The sequence below is a fragment of the Shewanella sp. LZH-2 genome (genome assembly GCF_016859145.1).
Taxonomy (GTDB): domain Bacteria; phylum Pseudomonadota; class Gammaproteobacteria; order Enterobacterales; family Shewanellaceae; genus Shewanella; species Shewanella xiamenensis.
The window spans coordinates 2,277,663-2,302,092 of the sequence record NZ_CP069350.1 but is presented as its reverse complement, the minus strand read 5'-3'; the positions used below and the strand labels follow the sequence as shown (position 1 = coordinate 2,302,092).

23 protein-coding genes and 1 tRNA gene are annotated in these 24,430 nt (G+C 47.3%); 16 read left to right on the top strand and 8 right to left on the bottom strand.

All coding sequences use genetic code 11. The annotated features are described in order from the left end of the window. Positions 1-28: 28 nt before the first annotated feature. Positions 29-1,996: a RecQ family ATP-dependent DNA helicase gene (locus tag JM642_RS10295; protein ID WP_203433677.1), complete on the top strand. Its 1,968-nt coding sequence runs from the start codon at positions 29-31 to the stop codon at positions 1,994-1,996. 42 nt (positions 1,997-2,038) lie between these two features. Here the strand turns inward: JM642_RS10295 and JM642_RS10290 are convergent, their stop codons facing one another. The 6 genes from JM642_RS10290 to punR all read right to left on the bottom strand — a co-directional run bounded on the left by JM642_RS10290 (position 2,039) and on the right by punR (position 5,293). Next, positions 2,039-2,377: a TusE/DsrC/DsvC family sulfur relay protein gene (locus tag JM642_RS10290; protein ID WP_037418950.1), complete on the bottom strand. Its 339-nt coding sequence runs from the start codon at positions 2,375-2,377 to the stop codon at positions 2,039-2,041. Continuing rightward, on the bottom strand, positions 2,371-2,652 hold the full coding sequence (tusB, locus tag JM642_RS10285) for a sulfurtransferase complex subunit TusB (RefSeq protein WP_037418953.1): 282 nt from the start codon (positions 2,650-2,652) through the stop codon (positions 2,371-2,373). Before tusB ends, JM642_RS10290 begins: the two co-directional genes overlap by 7 nt. Beyond that, the gene (gene tusC, locus JM642_RS10280; RefSeq protein WP_011622737.1) at positions 2,652-3,008 is read right to left on the bottom strand and encodes a sulfurtransferase complex subunit TusC; all 357 of its coding nucleotides are present in this window, start codon (positions 3,006-3,008) and stop codon (positions 2,652-2,654) included. The genes tusB and tusC overlap by 1 nt, the downstream gene beginning before the upstream one ends. Positions 3,009-3,022: 14 nt before the next feature. Beyond that, complete coding sequence (gene tusD, locus JM642_RS10275) at positions 3,023-3,412, bottom strand: sulfurtransferase complex subunit TusD (RefSeq protein WP_037419061.1); 390 nt, start codon at positions 3,410-3,412, stop codon at positions 3,023-3,025. A 59-nt stretch (positions 3,413-3,471) separates the two neighbouring features. Further along, positions 3,472-4,131, bottom strand: coding sequence for a Bax inhibitor-1/YccA family protein (locus JM642_RS10270; protein ID WP_037418955.1), 660 nt, complete (start codon positions 4,129-4,131; stop codon positions 3,472-3,474). A gap of 259 nt (positions 4,132-4,390) precedes the next feature. Then, the gene (punR, locus tag JM642_RS10265; protein WP_203433675.1) at positions 4,391-5,293 is read right to left on the bottom strand and encodes a DNA-binding transcriptional activator PunR; all 903 of its coding nucleotides are present in this window, start codon (positions 5,291-5,293) and stop codon (positions 4,391-4,393) included. Between the two features lie 115 nt (positions 5,294-5,408). On the opposite strand from punR, the gene punC reads away from it, so the two are divergent. After that, a complete protein-coding gene (gene punC, locus JM642_RS10260) occupies positions 5,409-6,680 on the top strand; it encodes a purine nucleoside transporter PunC (RefSeq protein WP_037418960.1) in 1,272 nt (423 codons plus the stop codon). Between the two features lie 80 nt (positions 6,681-6,760). Beyond that, positions 6,761-6,851 (top strand) — tRNA-Ser (locus JM642_RS10255). 316 nt (positions 6,852-7,167) lie between these two features. Here JM642_RS10255 and JM642_RS10250 read toward each other — a convergent pair. Then, on the bottom strand, positions 7,168-7,698 hold the full coding sequence (locus tag JM642_RS10250) for a hypothetical protein (RefSeq protein ID WP_203433673.1): 531 nt from the start codon (positions 7,696-7,698) through the stop codon (positions 7,168-7,170). 367 nt (positions 7,699-8,065) lie between these two features. On the opposite strand from JM642_RS10250, the gene JM642_RS10245 reads away from it, so the two are divergent. From JM642_RS10245 to JM642_RS10225, 5 genes are all read left to right on the top strand, one after another. After that, the gene (locus tag JM642_RS10245) at positions 8,066-9,739 is read left to right on the top strand and encodes a ribulokinase (RefSeq protein WP_203433671.1); all 1,674 of its coding nucleotides are present in this window, start codon (positions 8,066-8,068) and stop codon (positions 9,737-9,739) included. 1 nt (position 9,740) lies between these two features. Then, on the top strand, positions 9,741-10,436 hold the full coding sequence (locus JM642_RS10240; protein WP_203433669.1) for an L-ribulose-5-phosphate 4-epimerase: 696 nt from the start codon (positions 9,741-9,743) through the stop codon (positions 10,434-10,436). A gap of 38 nt (positions 10,437-10,474) precedes the next feature. Next, positions 10,475-11,977, top strand: a complete 1,503-nt coding sequence (gene araA, locus JM642_RS10235; RefSeq protein WP_203433667.1) for an L-arabinose isomerase — start codon at positions 10,475-10,477, stop codon at positions 11,975-11,977. A 76-nt stretch (positions 11,978-12,053) separates the two neighbouring features. Next, positions 12,054-12,662, top strand: coding sequence for a beta-phosphoglucomutase family hydrolase (locus JM642_RS10230; protein ID WP_037418972.1), 609 nt, complete (start codon positions 12,054-12,056; stop codon positions 12,660-12,662). Between the two features lie 235 nt (positions 12,663-12,897). Continuing rightward, positions 12,898-13,614 (top strand): FadR/GntR family transcriptional regulator, encoded by a 717-nt coding sequence (locus JM642_RS10225; protein WP_037418975.1) that lies wholly within the window; start codon positions 12,898-12,900, stop codon positions 13,612-13,614. A 93-nt stretch (positions 13,615-13,707) separates the two neighbouring features. On the opposite strand, the gene JM642_RS10220 is transcribed toward JM642_RS10225, so the two are convergent. Continuing rightward, positions 13,708-14,667: a glycoside hydrolase family 43 protein gene (locus tag JM642_RS10220; RefSeq protein WP_203433666.1), complete on the bottom strand. Its 960-nt coding sequence runs from the start codon at positions 14,665-14,667 to the stop codon at positions 13,708-13,710. A 186-nt stretch (positions 14,668-14,853) separates the two neighbouring features. Between JM642_RS10220 and JM642_RS10215 the strand changes: the two genes are divergently transcribed. From JM642_RS10215 to JM642_RS10180, 8 genes are all read left to right on the top strand, one after another. Then, positions 14,854-16,587 (top strand): IlvD/Edd family dehydratase, encoded by a 1,734-nt coding sequence (locus JM642_RS10215; RefSeq protein ID WP_203433664.1) that lies wholly within the window; start codon positions 14,854-14,856, stop codon positions 16,585-16,587. Positions 16,588-16,647: 60 nt separating this feature from the next. Further along, on the top strand, positions 16,648-17,418 hold the full coding sequence (locus tag JM642_RS10210; RefSeq protein ID WP_203433663.1) for an SDR family oxidoreductase: 771 nt from the start codon (positions 16,648-16,650) through the stop codon (positions 17,416-17,418). Between the two features lie 79 nt (positions 17,419-17,497). Next, a complete protein-coding gene (locus JM642_RS10205) occupies positions 17,498-18,553 on the top strand; it encodes an aldose epimerase family protein (RefSeq protein ID WP_203433661.1) in 1,056 nt (351 codons plus the stop codon). Positions 18,554-18,650: 97 nt separating this feature from the next. Further along, on the top strand, positions 18,651-19,592 hold the full coding sequence (locus tag JM642_RS10200; protein WP_144346532.1) for an ABC transporter substrate-binding protein: 942 nt from the start codon (positions 18,651-18,653) through the stop codon (positions 19,590-19,592). Positions 19,593-19,621: 29 nt separating this feature from the next. Continuing rightward, positions 19,622-21,133: a sugar ABC transporter ATP-binding protein gene (locus JM642_RS10195; RefSeq protein ID WP_203433659.1), complete on the top strand. Its 1,512-nt coding sequence runs from the start codon at positions 19,622-19,624 to the stop codon at positions 21,131-21,133. Beyond that, positions 21,134-22,351, top strand: a complete 1,218-nt coding sequence (locus JM642_RS10190) for an ABC transporter permease (protein ID WP_203433657.1) — start codon at positions 21,134-21,136, stop codon at positions 22,349-22,351. Continuing rightward, positions 22,348-23,310, top strand: coding sequence for a galactofuranose ABC transporter, permease protein YjfF (yjfF, locus tag JM642_RS10185; protein WP_203433655.1), 963 nt, complete (start codon positions 22,348-22,350; stop codon positions 23,308-23,310). The genes JM642_RS10190 and yjfF overlap by 4 nt, the downstream gene beginning before the upstream one ends. Continuing rightward, positions 23,285-24,418, top strand: coding sequence for a family 43 glycosylhydrolase (locus JM642_RS10180; RefSeq protein ID WP_203433653.1), 1,134 nt, complete (start codon positions 23,285-23,287; stop codon positions 24,416-24,418). Before yjfF ends, JM642_RS10180 begins: the two co-directional genes overlap by 26 nt. The last annotated feature ends 12 nt before the right edge of the window (positions 24,419-24,430 follow it).

Here is a 24,430-nt window from a genome sequence, read left to right as displayed (position 1 = left end):
CTATATGATAGGGTACAAGGATTTTTCAATGTCTTATTCAGCACCTCAACCCGATGATGTATCAACCTTGATACCACTATTACAGCAACAATTTGGCTTTGCAGGATTTAGACAGGGTCAAGGTGAGGTTATCTCTCAGCTATTAGCTGGCCAGTCGAGCCTGGCGATTTTTCCTACTGGCTCAGGAAAATCGCTCTGCTATCAATTTACCGCGCTACAACTTCCCCATTTAACCTTAGTGGTTTCGCCATTGTTGGCTTTGATTAAAGATCAATTAAGTTTTTTACAACAGAAGGGCATTAAAGCGGCGAGTATTGATTCGACCTTAACACCAGAAATGACTCAACAGGTAATGCGTGAGGCTCGCTCAGGCGAGTTAAAATTGCTAATGGTTTCGGTGGAGCGATTTAAAAATGAGCGATTTAGGCAATTTATTCAATCAATTCCGATCTCTATGCTAGTTGTTGATGAAGCACACTGTATCTCAGAATGGGGACATAATTTTCGCCCCGATTATTTAAAACTCCCCGATTATCGGCGCGAATTAGTGATTCCATTGGTGCTGTTACTCACTGCTACTGCAACACGTAAAGTAAAGCTTGATATGGCGGCGCGTTTTGATATTAAGCCACAACACATTGTTCAAACAGGCTTTTATCGTGCTAATCTCGACTTGACAGTACTACCTGTAGCAAGTCAGCACAAGCTGGCCGCACTACAACAGCAGTTACAACATGTTATCGGTGCAGGAATTGTCTATGTGACTTTGCAGCATACGGCAGAGGAGGTGGCCGCTGAACTTTGCCGTATGGGATTTGAAGCAAGCGCCTATCATGCTGGGTTTGAGGATGAGAAACGCCAGCAAATTCAGCAGGACTTTATGCAGGGCAATATCAACATCGTTGTTGCGACTATCGCCTTTGGAATGGGGATTGATAAAAGCAATATTCGTTTTGTGATCCACTATGACTTACCAAAATCTATTGAAAATTACTGCCAAGAAATTGGCCGCGCAGGGCGTGATGGACAACTTTCCCATTGCGTCACTTTAGCCAATTTGGATGGGATCAACACTGTCGAAAACTTTGTTTATGGCGATACGCCAGAACTGGCAAGTATTAAGGCTGTAATTAATAACATTCGCGAAGAAACCCACAATGGACGCTGGGAACTGCAACTTCATCAACTGTCAAATGTGAGTAATATTAGACAACTCCCTCTGAAAACGTTACTCGTGCAGCTTGAAATGCAAGGCATCATCAAACCACTTTATGCCTATTACGCCGATATTCGTTACCGTTTTATTGTGCCGCAAGAGCAATTTTTGCATCAGTTTTCACCCGAACGGCAGGCATTTTTAACCGATATTTTCGCCCACACTCAAATGAAGCGCATTTGGGGCAGTTTGGATTTTTCTTCACTGTATCAGGCTACGGGGGCTGAACGGACTCGAGTAATGGCTGCGTTAGAATATCTTGCGAGTCAGCAACTCATTGAATTAGAAGCAAAGCAAGTCACCGATGTCTATCAAGTCGATGAAAAAGGTTTATTACAGGAAAACCGAGCAGAGCGGCTCTATCAATACTTTGCTGATAAAGAAGTAAAAGAAATTGCTCGCATTGCACAGTTAGTACGATTTTTTGAGCTAACGACTTGCTTAAATTACAATTTAGCTCGCTATTTTGACGATAATGCAGCACCTCAATCCTGTGGTCATTGCAGTGTTTGTCGTGGCCGAGTGGCTAAATTGACCTATTCTGAAGAGCCAATATGGCCTGATGATACGCAAATTCGTGCCGATTTAAACGAGTTAAAACTCGCAGCAGAAGCCAAAGGCTTAGCACCTTTGTCCTTAGATACCCAATGCCAGTTTTTAGCAGGCCTGACTCAACCTATCTTGACTCGTTTGCAATCTCGCAAACTCCAAGGCTTCGGACGTTTGGAAAAATGTAGATACGCCGATATCAAGCAAAGGCTACAAAAAGCGGGTACTTAAGGGGTAATGATTGAAGGCATATATGCTATATGCCTTTCGTCATCAGATGCATTTAGCGGGTTTAGGTAACCCTGCTATTTTGGTTGCTTGTTTTGCCGGGCCAACTGGAAACAGCGTATAGAGGTATTTGGAATTGCCTTTATCTGGGCCTAAGGTTTGGCCAATAGCTTTAACTAACACCCTAATCGCAGGGCTGGTTTTATATTCCAGATAAAAATCCCGAACAAAATTGACCACTTCCCAGTGAGCACTGGTCAGTTCAATCTGTTCTTCATGAGCGAGCAGCGGCGCCATATCGGGGTGCCAGTCGGCGATATTCTTCAAATAGCCTTGATGGTCGCGTTCAATTTCGACGCCGTTAAATATAAGCGGATTTACCACGTGATCACCTTATCGTGCTGTAGAGCTTGAGTGACAAACTCGTTGTAATCAATTTGACTAATATTATTAAGACGTTCCGTTAAGCCGCGGGCGATGACATCGTCTTTCAGCACCATTACCTTAAAGGGTGATAGCGCCATGGCCCATTGGCGCAGTAATAATGCATTTACGCCATCGCTCGAGAGTAAAATCGCATCCTCTTTGCAAGCATAACGCAGGCAAAGTTTGAGGGCATTGTCTCGGCTGGGCGAGGTTTGAATATGATGTAAAATCATTAGAATACTAAGACCTCATCGACAGCTTTTAAGTGAGCTGAAATCGCTTCATCGTTTAAGATTGTCACCGGAATCGACAGCAAACCATGGCTCAAGCCGTAGTCACCTAAAGATTGTTTGCAGGCGAACACCGATTCGATGTCGTACAGCGGGAGCGCTTTTAGCGCCGCAAGGTAATCTTTACCGCCGATAAGCTCGGGTTGTTGGTCTTTTAGCAGATGCAACACGCCTTCATCGACAAACACTAAACTCACTTCTTGCTCAAAACTGGCACTTAACAGGGCAAAGTCTAAGGCTTCGCGGCCTTTAGTAGTGCCATGGGGCGCGCTTCGGAACAATATACAGATTTTTTTCATAACATTTCCGAAGCTTAAAAGCAGATCAAACGATCGGCTGATTCAATTCCCGTGACCAGTTCACCCAGTCCGCCCATAATAAAAGAATGTTCAACATTCCAGTGGCTTAGCCCGTTTTCCTGCGCCTCTTGCTGCGAGACGATGCCGCGCCGTAATGCCGCAGAAACACAGTTAACTAACGAGACTTGATGCTCGGCCGCCAGTTGTTTCCAGCCTTTAACCACATCATATTCATCGGATGCGGGTAAGTTAAAGTCCGTGGAGTTATACACGCCATCCTGATAGAAAAACACACAGACAATCTCATGTCCGCTTTGCAGGGAGGCTTGGGTGAAACGTAGGGCATTCACACTTGCCGACGTGCCATAGGCTGGCCCGTTTACTTGGATAATAAATTTGCTCATCATAAAAAAAATGGCCCTAAAAGTAGGGCCATTTTAGCGTAAGTTTCCCGAAAAGGGGATTAATCATCGTTACCAATGCCAAGCAAATGCAAAATGGCAATAAACAGGTTTAAAAAGTCCAGATACAAGGAGATCGTGGCGCGGATATAGTTAGTCTCGCCACCATTCACGATACGGCTAGTATCGAACAGGATAAAGCCGGTCATTAACAGCGCAAGACCTGCGTTAATCGCCATAAAGGCCACACTATTACCCACGAAAATGTTAATCAGCGCAGCGGCAATCACCACAATCAATCCTGCGAACAAGAACCCACGTAGGAAAGAGAAATCTTTCTTCGTCGTTACCGCATAGGCAGAGAGCGCAATAAAGATAACTGACGTTAAACCAAGAGCTTGCATGATAAGCTCAGAGCCATTCGTCATACCAGCATAGTGGTTAAGCATGTAACCTAATGAGGCGCCTTCCATACCAGTAAAGGCAAAAACCCAGAAGATGCCTGCCGCTGAATCGGCTTTTCGTAAGGTTACAAATAGCAGTACTAAACCGCCGATAGATAAACCGAGTGACATCAGTGGGCTGATGTTGAGCGCCATCGCTAAGCCTGCACACAATGCAGAAAAGGCGAGGGTCATGGCCAGTAACAGATAAGTGTTTTTAAGAAGTTTATTCACTTCTAAGGTGGATGCACTCGTTGAGTACAGGGTTTGCTGAGTCATATCTTTCTCCATTAGCTTTTGAATCCAAACCGATCATTTTGATTTTTAACGGGCACGAGAGTTCCCATTAATCTCGCAAATCCAGTAATCCTGTTTGCATAGTAACTAAAACAGCGCTTGGCTTAAAGGATTCACGCCACAAATAACAAGTTGTAAAGGCTGATTTTTCTGTGTTGTCTGATGATTCAGCCGTATTTCGTTACAACAGTGCAACACAAAGACTTTAAAACAAGCTTAATCCTGTCATTATACGGCAATATTACGCCAGCCATTCACGGTGTAATTTATTGGTATCGCCTAAATAATCCAGCACCCAGGCTAGGGCGGGCGACATTTTGTCTGCATTCCAAGCCAGACAGCACGGGCTGGTCAGCTTAGGATTTTCAAGCTGTTTTTCGACCAAGGCGCCAGCTTTGATAAAGACGCTGGCCAAATGAACTGGCATATAGCCAATGCCGAGGCCCTCTCTAAAACAGTTAATCGCGCGGATCCAATCCGGCACCACGAGTCTGCGCTGATTCTCCAATAACCAGGTCATGCGCTTAGGAATTTCCCGCGAAGTATCTTCCAAACAGATGGAGGGGAAGGGGCGCAATTCATCGTCGGTTAAAGGTCGATCAATATTGGCTAAGGGATGGTTTTTACTCACCAAAAACGCCCATTGAATATCGCCCATGTCTTTATATTGGTATACGCCACCTACGGGAATGGCGGTGGTTGCACCAATGGCGATATCACTTCGACCGGTCGCAAGCGCCTCCCACACCCCGTTAAAGACCTCGATGCGGATGATAAGCTCAATATCGTGGAAATGACGGTAAAAGTCGGCGATTAATACGCTAATTCTGTCCGCGCGGACTATGTTATCTAAGGCGATAGACAGTGTGGGTTGCCAACCATTTGCCACACGTTGAGTGCCACGTTTCATCTCATCCATTTGAGTCAGCAAGTTTCTGGCTTGCTTAACAAAATGCTCTCCCGCAGGGGTTAAGGTCACGCTGCGGTGGTGGCGCTCAAATAACACTACGCCAAGTTCTTCTTCGATTTGCTTAACGGCATAACTGACCGCTGAAGGGACCTTGTGCAGTCGATTGGCTGCCGCCGTAAAACTCCCCACCCGGGCCACGATATCAATGAGTTCTAACGCTTGTTCCGAGAGCATAGCTGACATCCATTGTGATGAAAATAATTGATAGCATCTGTCAAAAATAAACGTTTCCAATCAAATTAACAAGTATTTAGACTGCACGCCTTAAGTCTTTTGACATGATTATTTTATGAAAACATCTAGTAATATCTTTGTAAATATGAAGTTTTTTATATTCTTATTCTATTTGGCCTTGTTAAGCATGTTAGGCTTTATTGCCACAGACATGTATTTACCTGCTTTCAAAGCAATTGAAAGTTCGTTCAATTCTTCACCTTCACAAGTGGCGATGTCGCTCACCTGTTTCTTGGCTGGTTTAGCCTTAGGGCAGCTGATTTATGGCCCTTTGGTCAGTAAACTCGGCAAACGTTATGCCCTGATCCTCGGCCTTGGCATTTTTGCCGCGTCCAGTGTTGCAATTGCCAATAGCGACTCGATACTGATGTTGAATATCGCTCGATTCTTCCAAGCCATTGGCGCCTGTAGTGCTGGCGTTATTTGGCAAGCGATTGTGGTCGAACAGTATGATGCCGAAAAAGCTCAGGGGATCTTCAGCAATATTATGCCGTTAGTGGCATTGTCACCCGCATTAGCCCCAATCCTTGGCGCTTATATTCTGAACGATTTTGGATGGCGTGCAATCTTTATCTCATTGTGTGTGATTGCCTTTTTATTGGTGCTGATGACCTTATACTTCGTGCCGAGCCATGCAGCGCATCAGGATGCTAAGCCAAGCGCAGTTTCCTACAAGCAGATTTTGAAAAATACCCGTTATTTAGGCAACGTAGTGATTTTTGGTGCGTGTTCAGGTGCGTTCTTTGCCTACTTGACGGTATGGCCGATTGTGATGGAGCAGCATGGCTATCAAGCAACCGAGATTGGCCTTAGCTTTATTCCGCAAACCATCATGTTTATTGTGGGCGGATACGCGAGTAAGTTATTGATAAAACGTATTGGTGCCGACCGTACACTCAACGTATTACTGGCAATGTTTGGACTCTGTGTTATCTCAATTGTATTTTTCACCTTATTAATGAAGATGGAAACTATTTTCCCACTGCTGATTTCGTTCTCGATACTTGCAGCGGCGAACGGGGCGATTTATCCCATCGTCGTGAACAGCGCCTTGCAACAATTTACCCAAAATGCGGCTAAAGCGGCAGGATTACAGAACTTTTTGCAAATCACTATCGCCTTTGGCGCCTCAAGCTTAGTCGCGCTCTGGGCAAGCTCAGGAGAAGTTGCCATAGGTTGGGCCATTTTGAGCTGTTCATTAGTGGTGATCTTGGGTTACCTGTTAAAAACCGAACAAACATGGGCCGATTTTGCCAAACACTTTACTGCGCCGGATCCAGCTCGCCTTGGGATCAATGTGGATAAGAAGCAAAATCAAGCAGATTGAATGTAATACGAGCAGTTAGCGCAAAATTATCAGTTAGTGCTTTACAGTCAGTAAACTAACTTATATTATGCGCATCGTTCGGAGGGGTGGCAGAGTGGTTTAATGCACCGGTCTTGAAAACCGGCGTGGGTTTATAGCCCACCCAGGGTTCAAATCCCTGCTCCTCCGCCATATTCTACGGAAAAGCCATCAGCAATGATGGCTTTTTTGTTTTTGGAATTTCAGGAGTTGAACCCTAGGGTTCCTAATTCTAAGCGCAGCTCCTTGGCAATATTCCACAGATGAACCATCTGTAATGATAGTTTTTCTGTTTTTGGAATTTCGGGAGTTGAACCCTAGGGTTCCTAACGCTAACCGCAGTTCCACCACCAAATTCAGTCAAAAAGGCCGCTGATGACTTAGCGGCCTTTTTCTTTCGCAATAGATTTAATTTCCCATTAGCTAGGATTTTCAAATAGCAAAGCAGCTTAGGTTAAGTAAGGCTAGGCTAAGTGAGTTTATGCCTGATAAGACTTAGCGCAAAAGCTTCATAGGCAGGAACCGTTTCATTCCCCACCCATGTACTGTAGATGCAGGCGGGGTCACTCAATTTAAGCCCCAGAGCGTCAAGATAGTCAGGGCCGTTGACCACAAAGAACTGCTTTTTGTAGGGCAACAACACCATCTGTGGTGATTGCTTTAAAAAAGCCTGCGCCTCATCAAAACCGCTGAACCAGTGATTGAGCAAGGTATCGCAGCGCCTGCTATGGAATAGGGTACCTAAGTCTTCACCGATGTGTGCTTGCCCAGATAACACTCTTTGACAGTGATTAAAATCAGTAAAACCGATTTCACGAGCCAATAGGCTTTGGCAATGCTTAAGCTGAATATCCTGTTGCGTAAAACCTTGCTTATTCATCAAGGGGGCGAATTTATCTAGCGCCATTGCATCACCAGCGTGGCAGGCTTTAAGGCGCTTTTTAGCGTGGATTTTGACTTCGGTTAAGGCGCGTGGTGCTGGGGTAATTTGTTGTATCACAAACAATTCTCCTAAGTTTTATTGGCATCTCCGCTAAGCCAAACCTAATCAATTGTTGTGTCATACATGTGATGCGTACATCGAGATATGAGTCAGAGTGATGTCATCTTCTGCGGATAGGTGTCTCTGCAACCTGGCGCCATTATTCGACTTCTTACCGTTTGAGTCAAGCTAAGCGCAGCTTAGTTTTCCACACTCTTCCTCACCTAATCGTTACATGCTCAGCCTTAATGTTAAAAATTTTATCACCCAACAACTAAAATCATATTGTATTACTATTAACTCGTAGTAATATTGTAGTATGAAATGATATTCACTCTACCTGCGTAAACCGGATCGGACGCAGACAAAATGAATGGGGATGCAAATGTCGAATGTTTTAGGGGCTTACGCGTTAGGGCTTGATTACGGCTCTGATTCAGTACGCGCGTTATTGGTGGATACCCAAACGGGCGCAGAAGTAGCAACCAATGTGGTGTACTACCCACGTTGGAAGAAGGGGCTGTTTTGTGAGCCCGCGAAGAATCAATTTAGACAACATCCCCTCGATTACATCGAAAGTCTTATCGAGGTAGTGCAAGGATTATGGGCTAAAGCCCCCAGTGGCGCCGCGCAAAGAGTCTGCGGGTTGAGTGTTGATACCACAGGTTCAACTCCCATTGCCGTCGACGAAGCTGGCGTTGCCTTAGCCTTAAAACCAGAGTTTGCGAATAACCCCAATGCCATGTTTTTGCTTTGGAAAGATCACAGCGCCATCCTCGAAGCTCAGCAAATTACCGCCGCAGCAAACAATGCAAGCGAAAATTACTTGAAATATGAAGGAGGGATTTATTCCTCTGAATGGTTTTGGGCCAAAGCGCTATTCGTACTGCGCCACGACACAGAAGTCAGACAAGCCGCCTATAGCTGGGTCGAGCACTGTGATTGGATCACCGCATTAATGACGGGCACCACACATCCAAAAGTCTTTAAAGCAGGGCGCTGCGCCGCTGGTCACAAAGTGATGTGGCATGAGTCATGGAATGGTTATCCGCCGAATGACTTTTTCGTTGGCATCGACCCTTTACTCGATGGTTTAAGAGACAAATTACCCCTTGAAACCTGCACATCCGACAAGGTTTGTGGTCAGTTAACCCCTGAGTGGGCACAACATTTAGGGCTATCGACCGAGGTTATCGTGTCTTTTGGCTCATTTGACTGCCACGCAGGCGCCGTTGGTGCCAATGTTAAGCCCGGCGTCTTAACCAAGGTGATGGGCACCTCTACCTGCGATATCACGGTCGCCAGTTATGAAGATATTGGTGAGCGTTGTATCAAAGGGATTTGCGGTCAGGTCGATGGTTCCGTATTGCCCGGCATGATTGGCCTTGAAGCGGGTCAGTCCGCCTTTGGCGATCTCTACGCTTGGTTTAGAGAACTCACCGCATGGCCGATGCAACAGCTCGACACTTCAGCACTGTTTGATGACGACACCAGAACCAAACTTATTCAGCAACTCGAGGCCGAAACCTTAACCGTGCTGGGCAATGCGGCCGCGAAAATCCCCGTTGGCGAGACGGGTATTGTCGCGCTGGATTGGATTAATGGACGTCGCACGCCCGATGCCGACCAATCTGTTGCCATGGCTATCACAGGCTTAACCATGGGCAGCCAAGCACCGCAAGTCTTCAAAGCCTTAGTGGAAGCCAGCGCCTATGGCGCACGGGCCATTATCGAGCGCTTCAAACAAGAAGGCGTTTGCATTGACCATGTGGTCACCATTGGTGGGATCTCGAAAAAATCCGACTTCATTATGCAAACCTGCGCCGATGTGTGGAATTGCAACATCGACGTACTCGAGAGCGAACAAAGCTGTGCTCTTGGCGCCGCCATTTATGCCGCAACCGCTGCCGGGGTTTATCCCGATGTGTTGAGTGCCCAAGCCGCGATGGCCTCAAATGTTGCGAAAACCTATCAACCAAATCCTGAAAACGCACAGAAATATCAAGCGCTTTATCAAGCGTACTTAGCCCTTGGCCACTATGTTGATGGAGCAAAATAAGATGTCATTTTTAGAGCTAAAACGCGAAGTCTACGAAGCCAACATGGAGCTTGAGAAACGCAAACTGGTGACTTACACCTTTGGCAACGTTTCACAAATTGATCGCCAACTCGGCGTGATTGGTATCAAGCCCAGCGGCGTGCCCTATGAAGATTTGAAGGTTGAAGACATTGTGATTGTCGACCTTGAGAATCAAATCGTCGAAGGGCGCATGCGTCCTTCATCGGATACTAAGACGCACACCTATTTGTATCGTCAGTGGCAGAGTATTGGTGGCATTACCCATACCCATTCGACCTATGCCACCGCGTGGGCGCAGGCGCAGATCGCGATTCCCTGCTTAGGCACGACACAGGCCGATTATGTGTACGGTGAAATTCCATGCACAGCAGTGATGTGCAATGATCAGATAAGCCGCGACTACGAAGAAGAAACCGGCGTGCAGATCCTCGATTGCTTCGCCGACCGAGATCCCCACGAGTCGCCCATGGTGATAGTGGCAGGCCACGCGCCGTTCACTTGGGGCGCGAATGCGGCTAAATCTGTGTACCACGCCGTGTTGCTCGAAGAAATCGCCCGGATGGCGTATCTCACCAAAACATTATCACCAGGTATAAATCAGCTAAAACAAGAGCTTATTGATAAGCACTATTTGCGTAAGCATGGAAAAGACGCTTATTACGGCCAAAGCAAGTAATTGCCAGTCGGGTCTCATTTCAAACTAGAGAGAGTAATATGAAAGCCTTCAAACAAAAACAAGTGTGGTTTATCACAGGGTCACAGGATTTATACGGCCCGAAGGTATTAGAACAAGTCGCTAAAAACAGTGAGCAAATTGTTCATGGCTTTAATGAATCTTCCGCCATTTCGCTGGAAGTGGTGTATAAGCCAACCGTAAAATCCCCACGGGAAATTCATGCCGTATGCCAAGCGGCCAACAGCGATGAAAACTGTGTCGGCGTCATTCTGTGGATGCACACTTTCTCTCCCGCCAAGATGTGGATTGCTGGCCTGAATGAATTAAGCAAGCCATTCATGCATTTACATACCCAGTTCAATGCCGAGCTCCCTTGGAGCGAAATTAATATGAACTATATGAACACCCACCAAAGTGCCCACGGTTGCCGCGAATTTGGTTTTATCGGCACTCGTATGCGTAAAGAGCGCAAAGTGGTTGTGGGTCACTGGCAATCGAGCGATGTACAGGCACAAATCGATGATTGGTGCCGCGCAGCAGCGGGTTGGCACGAGAGCCAAAATCTGCGTATCGCCCGCTTTGGCGACAACATGCGTCAAGTGGCCGTGACCGAAGGCGACAAAGTTGCCGCACAAATTCAATTCGGTTACGAAGTGCACGCCTATAGCTTAGGTGAACTTAATGAAGCGATTGCAGCCATTGCCGAAGGCGATGTAACCGCACAGCTCGACCGTTACGCCAGCGAATACCAAGTGGGTAACGAACTTTTTGGTGATGAATACCAATTAGACCGTTTAAGAAAAGAAGCCAAGATTGAACTCGGCTTAACCCAATTCTTAACCCAAGGTGGATTTGGTGCCTTTACCAACTGCTTCGAAAACCTGACTGGTATGACAGGCTTACCGGGACTCGCTACCCAACGTCTGATGGCGAACGGTTTCGGTTACGGCGGCGAAGGTGACTGGAAAACGGCTGCCATGGTGCGCATTATGAAGGTCATGGGCCAAGGCCGTGCCGGTGGTACTTCCTTTATGGAAGACTACACCTATAACTTTGGGGCGACTGACCAAGTTCTTGGCGCCCACATGTTAGAAGTCTGCCCCTCGATTGCCGCGGCAAAACCGCGTTTAGAAGTTCACCGCCATACCATTGGTGTGCGTTGTGACGTGCCACGTCTGTTATTCACTGGCAAAGCAGGCCCAGCAATTAACGTATCGACTATCGATTTAGGCAACCGTTTCCGTATCATTCTCAATGAATTAGATACAGTGACACCACCACAGGATCTGCCAAATCTGCCTGTCGCGTCTGCGCTGTGGGAGCCTCGTCCGAATTTAGCAGTTGCCGCCGCAGCTTGGATCCACGCCGGTGGTGCTCATCACTCAGCTTATAGCCAAGCCATCACGACGGATCAGATTGTCGACTTTGCTGAAATGGCCGGTGCTGAACTGGTTATCATCGATGCCGACACTAAGATCCGCGAGTTTAAGAATGAACTTCGCCAAAATTCCGTTTATTACGGTTTAGCAAGAGGGTTATAATTCTTGCGCAGCAATAAAGCCGCCTTCGGGCGGCTTTCATTTTTCTGGAACCATTCATTTCATAGGGTTAACACAGATGTATACAGAATTTGACGGCATTATCTTCGATATGGATGGCACCTTAGTCGACAGCGGTCAGTTGCATGAACAGGCATGGCGACAAACCTTGAATCACTTTGGGATCCCGGTAGAGCCGGCACTGATGCGCTCGTTAGCGGGCGTGCCCACCATTGGCACCTTAGAGATTCTGATCGCCCATTTTGGCGTCACACCAACGGCCAGTTGCGAAGCCATGAACGAGTATAAAGAAGCCCTAGTGCGCGACACTATGCATTTATATGTCAAACCGACGGCATTAGCCGAATTTGCCAAGCAGAATCAGGGCAAACGCCCAATGGCGGTCGGCACAGGCGCCTACACAGAGGAAGCCATTCAAATCTTAACCCTGTGTGGGTTACTGGAATTAGTCGATTATGTGGTGGGGGCTGACCAAGTCGCGTCACCCAAACCTGCGCCTGATACTTTTTTACGCTGCGCCGAGCTGATGGGCATAGCGCCAGAGCGCTGCATCGTATTTGAAGATGCGAAGGCGGGCATCCAAGCCGCCGAAGCGGCGGGGATGTTTGTGGTCGATGTGCATGCTGAATTACAGATTGAAAATGACTATTTTCTAAGCGCTCAATAGCCGTTGCGAGCTTGTCCAATCACTGGCTAAAACGCAAAATTAGGCTTTACAATGTAAAAGTTTGGGGTAAGGTAGGGACAATGAGTTTGAGGAAATCCCCATAAATTCTTAGCGTTAACAAAATTTTTATTACCTTTAGCATGAAAGGTAGTATCATAACATTTGTTTATCAGCGTTAAGTACCTTATCCAGCTGATTGGATTGAGCACAGAGATAGAGAGTTAAAGAGGGCACTATGGCAAATCAGGCAAATAACCGTCCGCAGAATATCCATAACTGGGTGGCAAGCGAATTAGGTTCCCGCATTGTGGGCGGCTTTTATGCGCCAGGTGAATATATCCCTAACGAAAATGCTATCTGTGAAGAGCTGGAAGTATCACGCACCTCTTTAAGGGAAGCCTTTAAGGTGCTCACAGCAAAAGGGCTTATCGAGTCTCGCCCTAAGCTTGGCACTCGAATTCGTGAGCGTCGCCACTGGAATATGTTTGATCCGGTGATCTTAAACTGGTTTTCCCAATCGAAACCTTCCCCTGAGTTTTATACTTCGCTCTATGAAATTCGTGCCGTGTTTGAACCCGCTGCGGCGGAACTGGCTGCCAAGAAACGCACCCCAGAGCAGCTTGAGGTGATTGCGGCTGCTTATGCCAAGATGGAAGCGGCCGAATTAGGTACGGATGAAGTGTATACCTCGGATATCGATTTCCACATGGCGATTTTAGATGCGACCAATAACGAGTTTATGGTATCCCTCGGCGTGTCGATTCAATCTGCGTTGCTCGAAATCTTTAGACTCAGTAGCACAATTCAGGATGACTTTATCCAATCCCTCCCTGGCCACAAAGCCATTTACACTGCGATTGCCGCAGGGGACAGTGAAGGCGCGAAAGCCGAGATGAATAAATTACTCTCGACGTCTCAAGATACAGTGCATAAAAATATCGTGCGTAAATAACGGCTTGCTTCAATTTTTAACGCCGCTTTACTGCAAATATAAAAGGTGAACTTAGGTTCACCTTTTTTACTTTAGAGCGAGTAAAAAATAGGATTACTGCGGCTCGTTGATGCCTTCGCTTGTCATATGAATACGCTGTAGGGTGCCATCGGCATTGTAATGCAGCGGGTCAATTGCGACTGAACGTCTAAACTCACCGCCGCCATCCTGCGAGGCGCCGGTATGATAGATAAAGTAGGATTTACCTTTAAATTCAATGATTGCTTGATGGTTTGTCGGCGAGTTACCCGCCACTTCATTTAAGATGCCGTGGTACTTCCAGGGGCCCAGAATGCTATCACTGGTCGCATAGGCAATTTTTTCAGGGAAGCCTGAAGCGTATGAAAGATAATAAGTTTTATCTTTTTTATGTACCCAAAGCGCTTCGGTAAAGTTAGGAACATCAATGGCGTGTATTGGACCATCGAGTTCAATCATATTGGCTTTTAGCTTGGCAAATCTTGGCTTAGTGTTGCCCCAAAACAGATAGGCTTGCTTGTCATCATCGATAAAGACAGCAGGATCGATATCATCCCAATCAATCTCGGTATCTGTGGTCATGTCATTGGTGATAAGGGCGCTGCCGCGGGCATCCTTGAAGGGGCCAAGTGGACTATCTGCAACCGCGACACCTATGGCAAAACCATTGATTTTGTTGTGTCTTGCCGTGACATACCAGTAAAACTTACCTTCTTTTTCGATCACATGGCTGGCCCATGCATCTCCTTTTGCCCAGCTGAAATCCTTCACCGATAACTTGCTACCGTGGGCCGTCCAGTTGTGCATATCCTTAGAGCTAAAAACGAGCCAATCATGCATTTCAAAGAAGGTACGATTGTCCTTTGCAACATCATGGCCAGTATAAAGATAGACAGTATCTTGGTGCACTATAGCGGCAGGATCGGCGGTAAATACATCCGTAAACAAAGGGTTCGCAGCAATTGCCGCTGTACTGGCCGTGGTGATCAATGCCAAACAAGCACTCACACAAATACTAGAAAATGCCTTTTTCATACTTCCTCTATTGTTTTTTGATATTTTAGTATTATAGTAATACCAATACTTTTGCGTGCTAGCAATATTAAAGTACAAATTGTTAACTCAGGGCATAAAGGTGCGCCAACTCTCTAATAGTCGACTGTAACGCGGCTAATTGAATATGTCGGGCAGGGCACGTGCTTTGGAAAACGAAGGTGTCATATGAATAATAAAAAACCGAAAACACTTCGTTCGGCTAGTTGGTTTGGTAGTGATGACAAAAATGGCTTTATGTATCGCAGTTGGATGAAAAACCAAGGCATACCCGAGCATCACTTTCAAAATAAGCCTGTGATTGGTATTTGCAATACTTGGTCAGAATTGACGCCCTGCAATGGTCATCTACGGGAATTGGCGCAAAGAGTAAAGAATGGTATTCGGGAAGCGGGTGGCATTCCGGTGGAGTTCCCCGTGTTTTCAAATGGCGAGTCCAATTTGCGCCCTAGCGCCATGTTAACGCGTAACCTTGCGGCTATGGACACGGAAGAAGCCATTCGTGGCAATCCCATCGACGGTGTTGTGCTGTTAGTGGGCTGCGATAAAACGACTCCGGCTTTATTGATGGGCGCGGCCAGTTGTGATTTACCGACGATAGTCGTCACGGGTGGTCCCATGCTCAATGGTAAGCATAAGGGCAAGGATGTGGGTTCTGGCACACTCGTGTGGGAACTGCATCAAGAATATAAAGCAGGCAACATCAGCCTCGCCGCATTTATGAATGCCGAAGCGGATATGTCACGCTCAACGGGCACCTGTAACACTATGGGTACGGCATCGACTATGGCCTGTATGATGGAAACCCTCGGCGTGAGTTTGCCACACAATGCCGCCATTCCTGCGGTGGATTCTCGCCGCCAAGTGTTGGCCCATATGTCGGGAATGCGAATTGTTGATATGGTCAAAGAGGATTTGACCTTAAGTAAAATTTTAAGCCGTGATGCTTTTATCAATGCCATCAAAGTCAATGCTGCCATTGGTGGTTCAACTAACGCCGTTATCCATTTAAAGGCCATTGCCGGCAGGATAGGGGTTGAGCTGTCACTCGATGACTGGCGCCATGGTTACACTGTACCGACCATAGTGAATCTTAAGCCTTCGGGTCAGTACTTAATGGAAGACTTTTACTACGCAGGTGGGCTACCCGCAGTATTAAGGCAGCTGTTTGAGCATGATTTACTGAGCAAAAACACGCTCACCGTCAATGCCGCTAGCCTCTGGGACAATGTCAAAGAGGCGCCTTGTTATAACCAAGAGGTGATTATGTCACTTGAAAAACCTTTGGTTGAAAATGGTGGCATTCGGGTATTGCGCGGTAATCTCGCGCCCCGAGGCGCAGTAATCAAACCCTCCGCCGCCAGCGCGCACTTGATGCAACACCGTGGTAAAGCGGTCGTATTTGAAAGTTTTGACGATTACAACGCCCGCATTGGCGATCCTGAACTGGAGATAGATGAAACCAGTATTATGGTGCTTAAAAACTGTGGCCCTAAAGGATATCCGGGCATGGCTGAGGTCGGCAATATGGGATTGCCACCTAAGCTTTTGAAAAAAGGAATTAAAGATATGGTAAGGATTTCCGATGCACGCATGAGTGGCACCGCCTTTGGTACCGTTGTTCTCCATGTTGCGCCAGAAGCGCAGGCACTCGGGCCACTCGCCGCGGTACAAAATGGTGACATGATAGCGCTCGATACCTATGCAGGGATATTACAGCTGGAGATCAGCGACCAAGAGTTACAGGCGCGCCTAGCAAAACTCGCGGCGGTGAAATCCATTCCTGTGAATGGTGGCTATCTCTCGCTTTTTAAGGAGCATGTGCTCCAGGCGGATGAGGGATGTGATTTTGATTTTCTCGTGGGATGTCGAGGTGCAGAGATACCCGCACATTCCCATTAAATATGAACTCGTTTTCTTTTATAATGAAACCAAATAATTATTTTAATAAAAGGTTGAGTTATGAAGTTGACTAATCAATACCCGAGTTTACAAGGTAAGACCATTTTTATCAGTGGCGGTGGTACGGGTATTGGGGCTTGCTTAGTACGGTCTTTTTTAGAGCAGGGCGCTAAGGTGGCATTTGTCGACATTTTAGTTGAGGAGTCGACTCAACTTGTCGCAGGCCTTAAGCTGACTCAGCCTGACGCCAATGTGAAATTTTATCACTGTGATCTTGTCGATGTAGCTGCGCTTAAAAGTGTCATTGCTCAGGTTGAAGACGATTTAGGCCCTATCTCGGTATTGATTAACAATGCCGCGTGCGATGAAAGGCATAGCATAGATGAAGTCACACCAGAATATTGGGACCAATGCTTAAATACCAATTTGCGGCACTACTTTTTTGCCGTACAAGCGGTCAGGCCGCAAATGCAGCGGCTCGGCGGGGGGGCTGTTATCAATTTTGGCTCGATGAGTTGGCACAATCGTCAAGCGGGAATGGCGGGATATACGGCCTCAAAAGCAGGTGTAATGGGCTTAACTCGAGGTTTAGCCGCCGATTTAGGCAAAGATAAAATCCGGATTAATACCTTAACGCCGGGTTGGGTGATGACAAAACGGCAACTCACTCACTGGGTTGATAAAGATACGGCAAAACATATCGAAAATAACCAATGTATTAAAGAATATGTAATGCCCGAAGATATTGCTGCTATGGCATTATTTTTAGCAGCAGATGATAGCAAACTCTGCACCGCACAAAATTTTATTGTCGATGGTGGTTGGATTTAAATATCACAATAAAATTTCAGTTCATTGAATAATGAGGTGAGTGCTGAGTTTATTTTTAATAAAAGGTAAAGCACTCACCATGCAACTCTCCGTCTCTAAAAAAAATGTAGAACATGCCGCATTTGCGGATGAATTACAATTAGTCACGCTTACCAATAGCCACGGGCTTGAAGTGGTTCTATCAAATTACGGCGCTAGCATTTGGTCGGTAAAACTTTATGGCAAAGATGAGCAACCCATTTCATTAAGTCTAGGTTATCAAGATATTAAAGATTGGGCGACTAATCCGTATTATTTTGGTATTACCGCCGGCCGTGTCGCGAATCGTATTGGTAAAGCACAATTTCCTTTAGCAGGTAAAACGATTCTATTAGTCGCCAACGAAGGCAATAACCAACTTCATGGCGGCCCTAAAGGATTAAGCCATTGTACTTGGCAGGTTGAGACTTTGCAGGACAGTGACAGTGTGGCGGCGGTTTTCAGCATTACCAGTCCCGATGGCGATCAAGGATTTCCGGGTAATCTTGCCATTAAGCTAGAATACCGCCTCAATGAAAACAATGAATTAATCCTAAGTTATCACGCCACTTGCGATCAAACCACACCAGTCTGTTTAACCAATCATGCCTACTGGAATCTTGCCTCAGACAAACAGCAAGGTATTTTGGAGCATGAGTTAACCATCCATGCCAGCCATATTCTTGCCCTAGATAATGAACAGATCCCAACCGGCGAATTAATCTTAGTCGACGATGGCGCTTACGATTTCAAACAATCAAAGCTAATTGCCACGAATATTAAGCAATTAACCAATGGTTATGATCATTATTTTGTGATGGATAGAAATCCTGGTAATAAAAACAGTTTGCAGACTATTGCGGTATTAAAAGATCCGCTTTCAGGCCGAGAACTCGAAATTAGCACCACAGAAGTTGGCGTGCAATTTTACAGTGGCAACTTTCTCGATGGCAGCCATATTGACGATGAAGGTTATAGCATTAATCAATTCCATGGGCTCTGTTTAGAAACCCACGGTTATCCGAATGCGGTAAACATTGACCATTTCCCGAGTGTAATGCTCGAGGCAAATACTCAATATCAACAAATTACGGTACATAAGTTTAAGAATATTTAATTCAATCAAGGCGAAATAACATTTATTTGTACGGGTTAGCTTGCTGTTTCAGCAGGCTAGGGGATCTCTGTTACCTAAAATTATAAAGGGAATAATAATGAAACATAATAAAATCATTACCGCATTGGGATTATGGGCTGTAAGTGCAACTTGTGCCTACGCCACTACGGTGGGCTTTTCACAGGTTGGCTCCGAGAGTGGTTGGCGAACGAGCTTCAGTGAAGCTGTTAAAGCTGAGGCCAAACAGCGGGGTATAGATTTAAAATTTGCCGACGCTCAGCAAAAACAAGAGAACCAAATCAAAGCCGTGCGTAGCTTTATCGCCCAAGGCGTGGATGCCATTATTATCGCGCCTGTAGTGGAAACAGGCTGGAAGCCAGTGCTGAGAGAAGCGAAACGCGCCAACATCCCTGTAGTGATAGTAGACCGTAATATCAAGGTCGATGATGATTCCCTATTCCTCACCCGTATCGCCTCCGACTTTACCGAAGAAGGCCGCAAGATTGGCCAATGGCTCATGGATAAAACCCAAGGCAACTGCGATATCGCCGAATTACAGGGCACAGTCGGGGCAACCGCAGCGATTGATCGCGCCACTGGTTTTAACCAAGTGATTGCCAATTATCCCAATGCCAAGATTGTTCGCAGCCAAACCGGCGAATTTACCCGCGCTAAGGGTAAAGAAGTGATGGAAGGTTTCCTCAAGGCCCAAAACGGTCAGCCACTGTGCGCCGTGTGGGCGCATAACGATGAAATGGCCCTGGGTGCCGTGCAAGCCATTAAAGAAGCCGGTTTAAAACCGGGCAAAGATATTCTGATCGTCTCCGTGGACGGTGTCCCCGATTACTTTAAGGCGATGGCCGATGGTGATGTCAATGCCACGGTTGAGCTTAGCCCATACTTAGGCGGCCCAGCATTTGATGCTATCGATGCGTACCTGAAGGGCAATAAGGAACAGCCTAAGCTTATCAGTACCACGGGTGATGTATTTACCCAAGAAACCGCTGCCGCCGAGTACGAAAAGCGTCGCCAGCAATAGTCAGATTGACGCTTTCTTGGGGAATAGCTATGAGCCTTATTTTAGAACTCAAGCAGATCAGTAAGCACTATCCGGGCGTAAAAGCCCTTGAGGATGTGAGTTTGCGGTTATTTGCGGGGGAAGTTCACGCCCTGCTCGGCGAAAACGGTGCAGGTAAATCGACGCTGGTGAAAGTGATGACAGGCGCCCAGTCAAAAGATATGGGCGACATTCTCTTTCTGGGTGAGCCGCAACATTTCAACACACCGATGGATGCGCAAAGGGCGGGGATCAGCACGGTTTATCAGGAGGTGAACTTAGTGCCTAACCTGACCGTGGCACAAAATTTGTTCCTCGGTTACGAACCGCGCCGCCTTGGTCTTATTCATTTCAAAAAAATGTATGCCGACGCGCGGGCTGTGTTAACCCAGTTCAAGCTGGATATCGATGTTAGCGCGCCGCTGTCGGACTATTCCATCGCGGTGCAACAACTCATTGCCATCGCCCGCGGTGTTGCTATGTCGGCCAAGGTATTAGTGCTCGATGAGCCTACGGCGAGCTTAGATGCCAAAGAAGTGCAAGTGCTGTTTGGGATCTTAAACCAGCTCAAATCCAAGGGTGTGGCTATCGTTTTTATCACTCACTTCCTCGATCAGGTTTACCAGATAAGCGATCGCATTACCGTGCTGCGTAATGGGCAATTTATCGGCGAATATCTGACGGCCGAGCTGCCACAGCCTAAGCTGATTGAAGCTATGCTCGGGCGTTCACTGCAGGAGAAATTGGTCGATAAGCAGGAAAAGGAACGCACCGCCATCGATAACAACCGCTCCGCCGAGGCCGTGTTGTTATCCCTTGAAGCTGTGTCGGTGAAAGGCTCGATTCAATCGATGAATCTTACCGTACCTAAGGGGCAGGCGGTCGGGCTTGCGGGTCTTTTAGGATCGGGGCGCAGCGAAGTCTGCAACGCGGTATTTGGGCTGGATTTAGTCGATAGCGGCAGTATTCATTTGGCGGGGCAGAAACTCAAGCTGTCGCAACCCGTGGATGCGATCAGCGCCGGGATCGCCCTGTGCCCTGAAGATCGTAAGATTGACGGCATTATCGGCCCTTTGTCTATCCGTGAAAACATCATACTCGCGCTGCAAGCGCGTATCGGTTGGTGGCGTTATTTATCTAAAGCTCGGCAGCAGGAAATTGCCCAGTTCTTTATCGATAAATTACAGATTGCAACCCCAGATGCGGATAAACCCATAGAGCAATTGAGTGGTGGTAATCAACAGAAGGTGATCCTCGCGCGTTGGTTAGCCATAGAGCCGATTTTATTGGTACTGGATGAGCCGACCCGTGGCATCGATATTGGTGCCCACGCTGAAATCGTCAAGCTTATCAGAAGCCTGTGTGATGACGGCATGTCACTATTGGTCGCATCGTCCGAGCTTGATGAGCTTGTGGCCTTTTCAAATAAAGTCGTGGTGCTACGCGACAGATATGCAGTACGTGAACTTTCAGGCGCGGAATTAACCTCGCAGCACGTCATGCAAGCGATTGCGGAGGGATAAATGAAAAGCTCAGCCGAAACCCTATCATCCACACGCATGTCCGCCGATTTGATCTCACCCCAGATGAATGCATCTGAGGCGCATTCATCTGAGCGACAACCACGGATGCAGGAAAGCCACAAAACCATGGTTCAAGAAAAAAATGCCCGTTACCAAGCGGGCAAGTCGACCTCCATTGGTCGATACCTCTGGCCACTCTTGGCTTTAGGTATTCTGTTACTTGCCAATCTGTTTATTGATAGCAGTTTCTTTAATATCAGCTATCAAGACGACAGACTCTATGGCTCTTTGATTGATATCTTAAATCGCAGTGCACCCGTAGCGCTGCTCTCAATTGGTATGAGTCTCGTGATTGCCACTGGCGGTATTGACTTGTCGGTTGGTGCCGTGATGGCGATTGCGGGCGCAGTTTGCGCCAATCTACTGTTAGTGCCGGATTTAAGCTTAGTCATCGTCATTGCTGCGGGCTTAAGCGTTGGGCTCTTAGCCGGTTGTATTAATGGCGGTCTGGTGAGTTTCTTAGGCATTCAACCGATTGTCGCAACCTTGTTGCTTATGGTGGCAGGGCGCGGTGTTGCTCAGCTTATCAACCAAGGGCAAATTATCACCTTCCAGCACCCAGGCTTTGCCGCCATTGGCGTGGGCCAGTTTTTAGGCCTGCCGATGCCTGTGTGGATTGTGATTGGGATGCTGATCTTTAGCCAATTACTGCTACGTAAAACCGCCTTAGGGCTGTTTATCGAAGCGGTGGGCTGTAATGCTAAGGCGAGTCGTTACCTTGGGATCAATGATAAATCCATTAAATTGTTCGCCTATGCCATTGCGGGTCTGTGCGCGGCGTTGGCCGGGATGATCAGCACCGCCGATATCCAAGGTTCAGATGCGAATAATGCCGGACTGTGGCTTGAGCTCGATGCCATATTAGCGGTGGTTATTGGCGGCGCCGCACTCACGGGCGGGCGTTTCTCCTTGATGCTGTCGGTCGTCGGCGCCCTGATCATCCAAACCTTAGCAACCACGATTATCGTCAGTGGTTTACCCGCTAAGTTTAACTTGCTGATCAAGGCCATCGTTATCCTGACCGTGCTGCTGTTGCAATCGGCTAAATTTAGGCGCCAATTGTCGGCGCTATTCAAATCCAAGCGCCAAGCGGATGCAAAACCAGCAGAAAAGGGCACAAGTGCAAAAGTCAGCACAGCGACAGGAGAAAAACCATGATAGCAAGACGTTTTATCCCGCTGTGGATCACCGCCTCATTGCTGCTGACGATGTTTCTGGTCGGCACCTTTCAGTTTGACGGTTTTGCCAGCGGCCGAGTAGTCACCAACCTGTTGCGTGATAATGCTTTTTTACTTATCACCGCATTAGGCATGACCTTAGTGATTATCTCCGGGGGCATTGATCTTTCGGTTGGCGCTGTCATCGCCTTAAGTGGGGTTGTCAGCAGTTTATTGATCACTGAGTACCAGTGGCATCCATTGTTGGCCTTTGCGGTTATCTTGCCCCTTGGCACCCTGTTTGGCGCACTCATGGGCACTATTATCCATGTGTATAAGTTGCAGCCTTTTATCGTGACGCTTGCGGGCATGTTCCTCGCGCGGGGCTTAGCGACGACGCTCAGCGAAGAGTCGATTGCCATTTACCATCCATTTTACGATGCGGTGGCTGATATGAGCATTGCACTACCAGGCAATGGCGCGCTCGATTTAAGCTCGCTGATCTTTATTCTGTTTTTTGTGATTATCGCCATTGTGATGCATTACAGCCGTTTCGGCACCAATGTGTATGCCATTGGTGGCAATCAACATTCCGCCGAGCTAATGGGGATTTCCATCGCTAAAACCACTATCAGTATTTACGCCATCAGTAGCTTTCTGGCAACGCTGGCGGGCATTGTCTTTACCTTTTACACCTTCTCTGGCTATGCGCTTGGCGCCATTGGCGTCGAACTGGATGCCATTGCGGCCGTGGTGATTGGCGGTACGTTACTGACGGGCGGCAGTGGATTTGTGGTCGGCACTGTACTTGGAGTGATTTTGATGGGGGTGATCCAAACTTATATCACCTTCGATGGCAGCTTAAGCAGTTGGTGGACCAAAATAGTTATCGGACTCTTATTGTTCTTTTTCATCCTATTGCAGAAACTCTTGAATGGACGCAAAAAACAACATGGATAATCGTCAACCTAACCTGTCGGTCTTTCGGCGCTTGCCTTTGACCTGTGGCTTACTCGCCGCATTGGCATTGCCATTAGCGCAAGCCGTGCCTGTGCTTGAGATTAGCCGCGAACAATCCCACAGCGCCACAGCGCAAGCCCTCGATGCGAATGCGCCCTTTATCGAGAGAAGGGCGGATCCTTGGGTGATCCGCGATGATGACGGCAGTTACTACTTTATTGCCTCCGTGCCTGAGTTTGACCGCATCGAACTTCGCCACGCCAAAACCATCGACGGTTTACGCCAAGCAACGCCTAAAACCCTGTGGCGCAAGCATGAAACCGGCCCAATGAGTATCGATATTTGGGCGCCTGAGCTGCACAAAATCGATGGTCGCTGGTATATCTATTTTGCGGCCAGCAATAAGGATGTGCGTTTTCATAACCGCATGTTTGTCTTAGGACTCGAGGGTGACTCGCCGATGACGGGGCAGTGGCAGGAGCTTGGCAAATTGCAATCGGCGCAGGATGCCTTCTCACTCGATGCGACCAGCTTTAGCCTCAAGGGCGAGCGATATTTTATTTGGGCGCAGCAGGACAAAGCCAAGCGTTACAACACCGGTTTAGTGATTGCCAAAATGCTATCGCCAACTCAACTCTCTGATAACGAAACCATTATCAGCGAGCCCTTATTGGATTGGGAACGTTTAGGCTTTAAAGTCAACGAAGGCGCTGCGGTGTTGGTTAAAAACGGTAAAGTCTTCGTGACCTATTCCGCCAGTGCCACGGACGACCGTTATGCCATGGGGCTATTATGGGCCGATGAAAATGCCGATTTACTCGACCCCAAGAGTTGGCATAAATCGGCAAGCCCTATCTTTACCACTGAGGCAAACCTAATGCGTTTTGGCCCTGGCCATAATAGTTTTGTACTGGCAGAGGATGGTAAAACCGAGCTGATGTTTTACCATGCACGTAACTATCTTGAGCTGCTGGGGACGCCATTGACTGACGGCAATCGGCACACTTACTACCGTGCGATTAGCTGGTCGGTGGACGGTTTCCCAGTATTTGATAATCAGCACAGTGATAGCCAAACCCTGCATCGACAAGACACGCAGTCCCGCTAAATAAGCGAAATG

What these genes read in the sequence shown, in the direction of transcription:
- JM642_RS10295 (WP_203433677.1), top strand. Translation starts at nt 29, where the DNA reads ATGTCTTATTCAGCACCTCAACCCGATGATGTATCAACCTTGATACCA.
- tusB (WP_037418953.1), bottom strand. Translation starts at nt 2,652, where the DNA reads ATGATTTTACATCATATTCAAACCTCGCCCAGCCGAGACAATGCCCTC.
- tusC (WP_011622737.1), bottom strand. Translation starts at nt 3,008, where the DNA reads ATGAAAAAAATCTGTATATTGTTCCGAAGCGCGCCCCATGGCACTACT.
- tusD (WP_037419061.1), bottom strand. Translation starts at nt 3,412, where the DNA reads ATGAGCAAATTTATTATCCAAGTAAACGGGCCAGCCTATGGCACGTCG.
- JM642_RS10270 (WP_037418955.1), bottom strand. Translation starts at nt 4,131, where the DNA reads ATGACTCAGCAAACCCTGTACTCAACGAGTGCATCCACCTTAGAAGTG.
- punR (WP_203433675.1), bottom strand. Translation starts at nt 5,293, where the DNA reads ATGCTCTCGGAACAAGCGTTAGAACTCATTGATATCGTGGCCCGGGTG.
- punC (WP_037418960.1), top strand. Translation starts at nt 5,409, where the DNA reads ATGAAAACATCTAGTAATATCTTTGTAAATATGAAGTTTTTTATATTC.
- JM642_RS10245 (WP_203433671.1), top strand. Translation starts at nt 8,066, where the DNA reads ATGTCGAATGTTTTAGGGGCTTACGCGTTAGGGCTTGATTACGGCTCT.
- JM642_RS10240 (WP_203433669.1), top strand. Translation starts at nt 9,741, where the DNA reads ATGTCATTTTTAGAGCTAAAACGCGAAGTCTACGAAGCCAACATGGAG.
- araA (WP_203433667.1), top strand. Translation starts at nt 10,475, where the DNA reads ATGAAAGCCTTCAAACAAAAACAAGTGTGGTTTATCACAGGGTCACAG.
- JM642_RS10230 (WP_037418972.1), top strand. Translation starts at nt 12,054, where the DNA reads ATGTATACAGAATTTGACGGCATTATCTTCGATATGGATGGCACCTTA.
- JM642_RS10225 (WP_037418975.1), top strand. Translation starts at nt 12,898, where the DNA reads ATGGCAAATCAGGCAAATAACCGTCCGCAGAATATCCATAACTGGGTG.
- JM642_RS10220 (WP_203433666.1), bottom strand. Translation starts at nt 14,667, where the DNA reads ATGAAAAAGGCATTTTCTAGTATTTGTGTGAGTGCTTGTTTGGCATTG.
- JM642_RS10215 (WP_203433664.1), top strand. Translation starts at nt 14,854, where the DNA reads ATGAATAATAAAAAACCGAAAACACTTCGTTCGGCTAGTTGGTTTGGT.
- JM642_RS10210 (WP_203433663.1), top strand. Translation starts at nt 16,648, where the DNA reads ATGAAGTTGACTAATCAATACCCGAGTTTACAAGGTAAGACCATTTTT.
- JM642_RS10205 (WP_203433661.1), top strand. Translation starts at nt 17,498, where the DNA reads ATGCAACTCTCCGTCTCTAAAAAAAATGTAGAACATGCCGCATTTGCG.
- JM642_RS10200 (WP_144346532.1), top strand. Translation starts at nt 18,651, where the DNA reads ATGAAACATAATAAAATCATTACCGCATTGGGATTATGGGCTGTAAGT.
- JM642_RS10195 (WP_203433659.1), top strand. Translation starts at nt 19,622, where the DNA reads ATGAGCCTTATTTTAGAACTCAAGCAGATCAGTAAGCACTATCCGGGC.
- JM642_RS10190 (WP_203433657.1), top strand. Translation starts at nt 21,134, where the DNA reads ATGAAAAGCTCAGCCGAAACCCTATCATCCACACGCATGTCCGCCGAT.
- yjfF (WP_203433655.1), top strand. Translation starts at nt 22,348, where the DNA reads ATGATAGCAAGACGTTTTATCCCGCTGTGGATCACCGCCTCATTGCTG.
- JM642_RS10180 (WP_203433653.1), top strand. Translation starts at nt 23,285, where the DNA reads ATGGACGCAAAAAACAACATGGATAATCGTCAACCTAACCTGTCGGTC.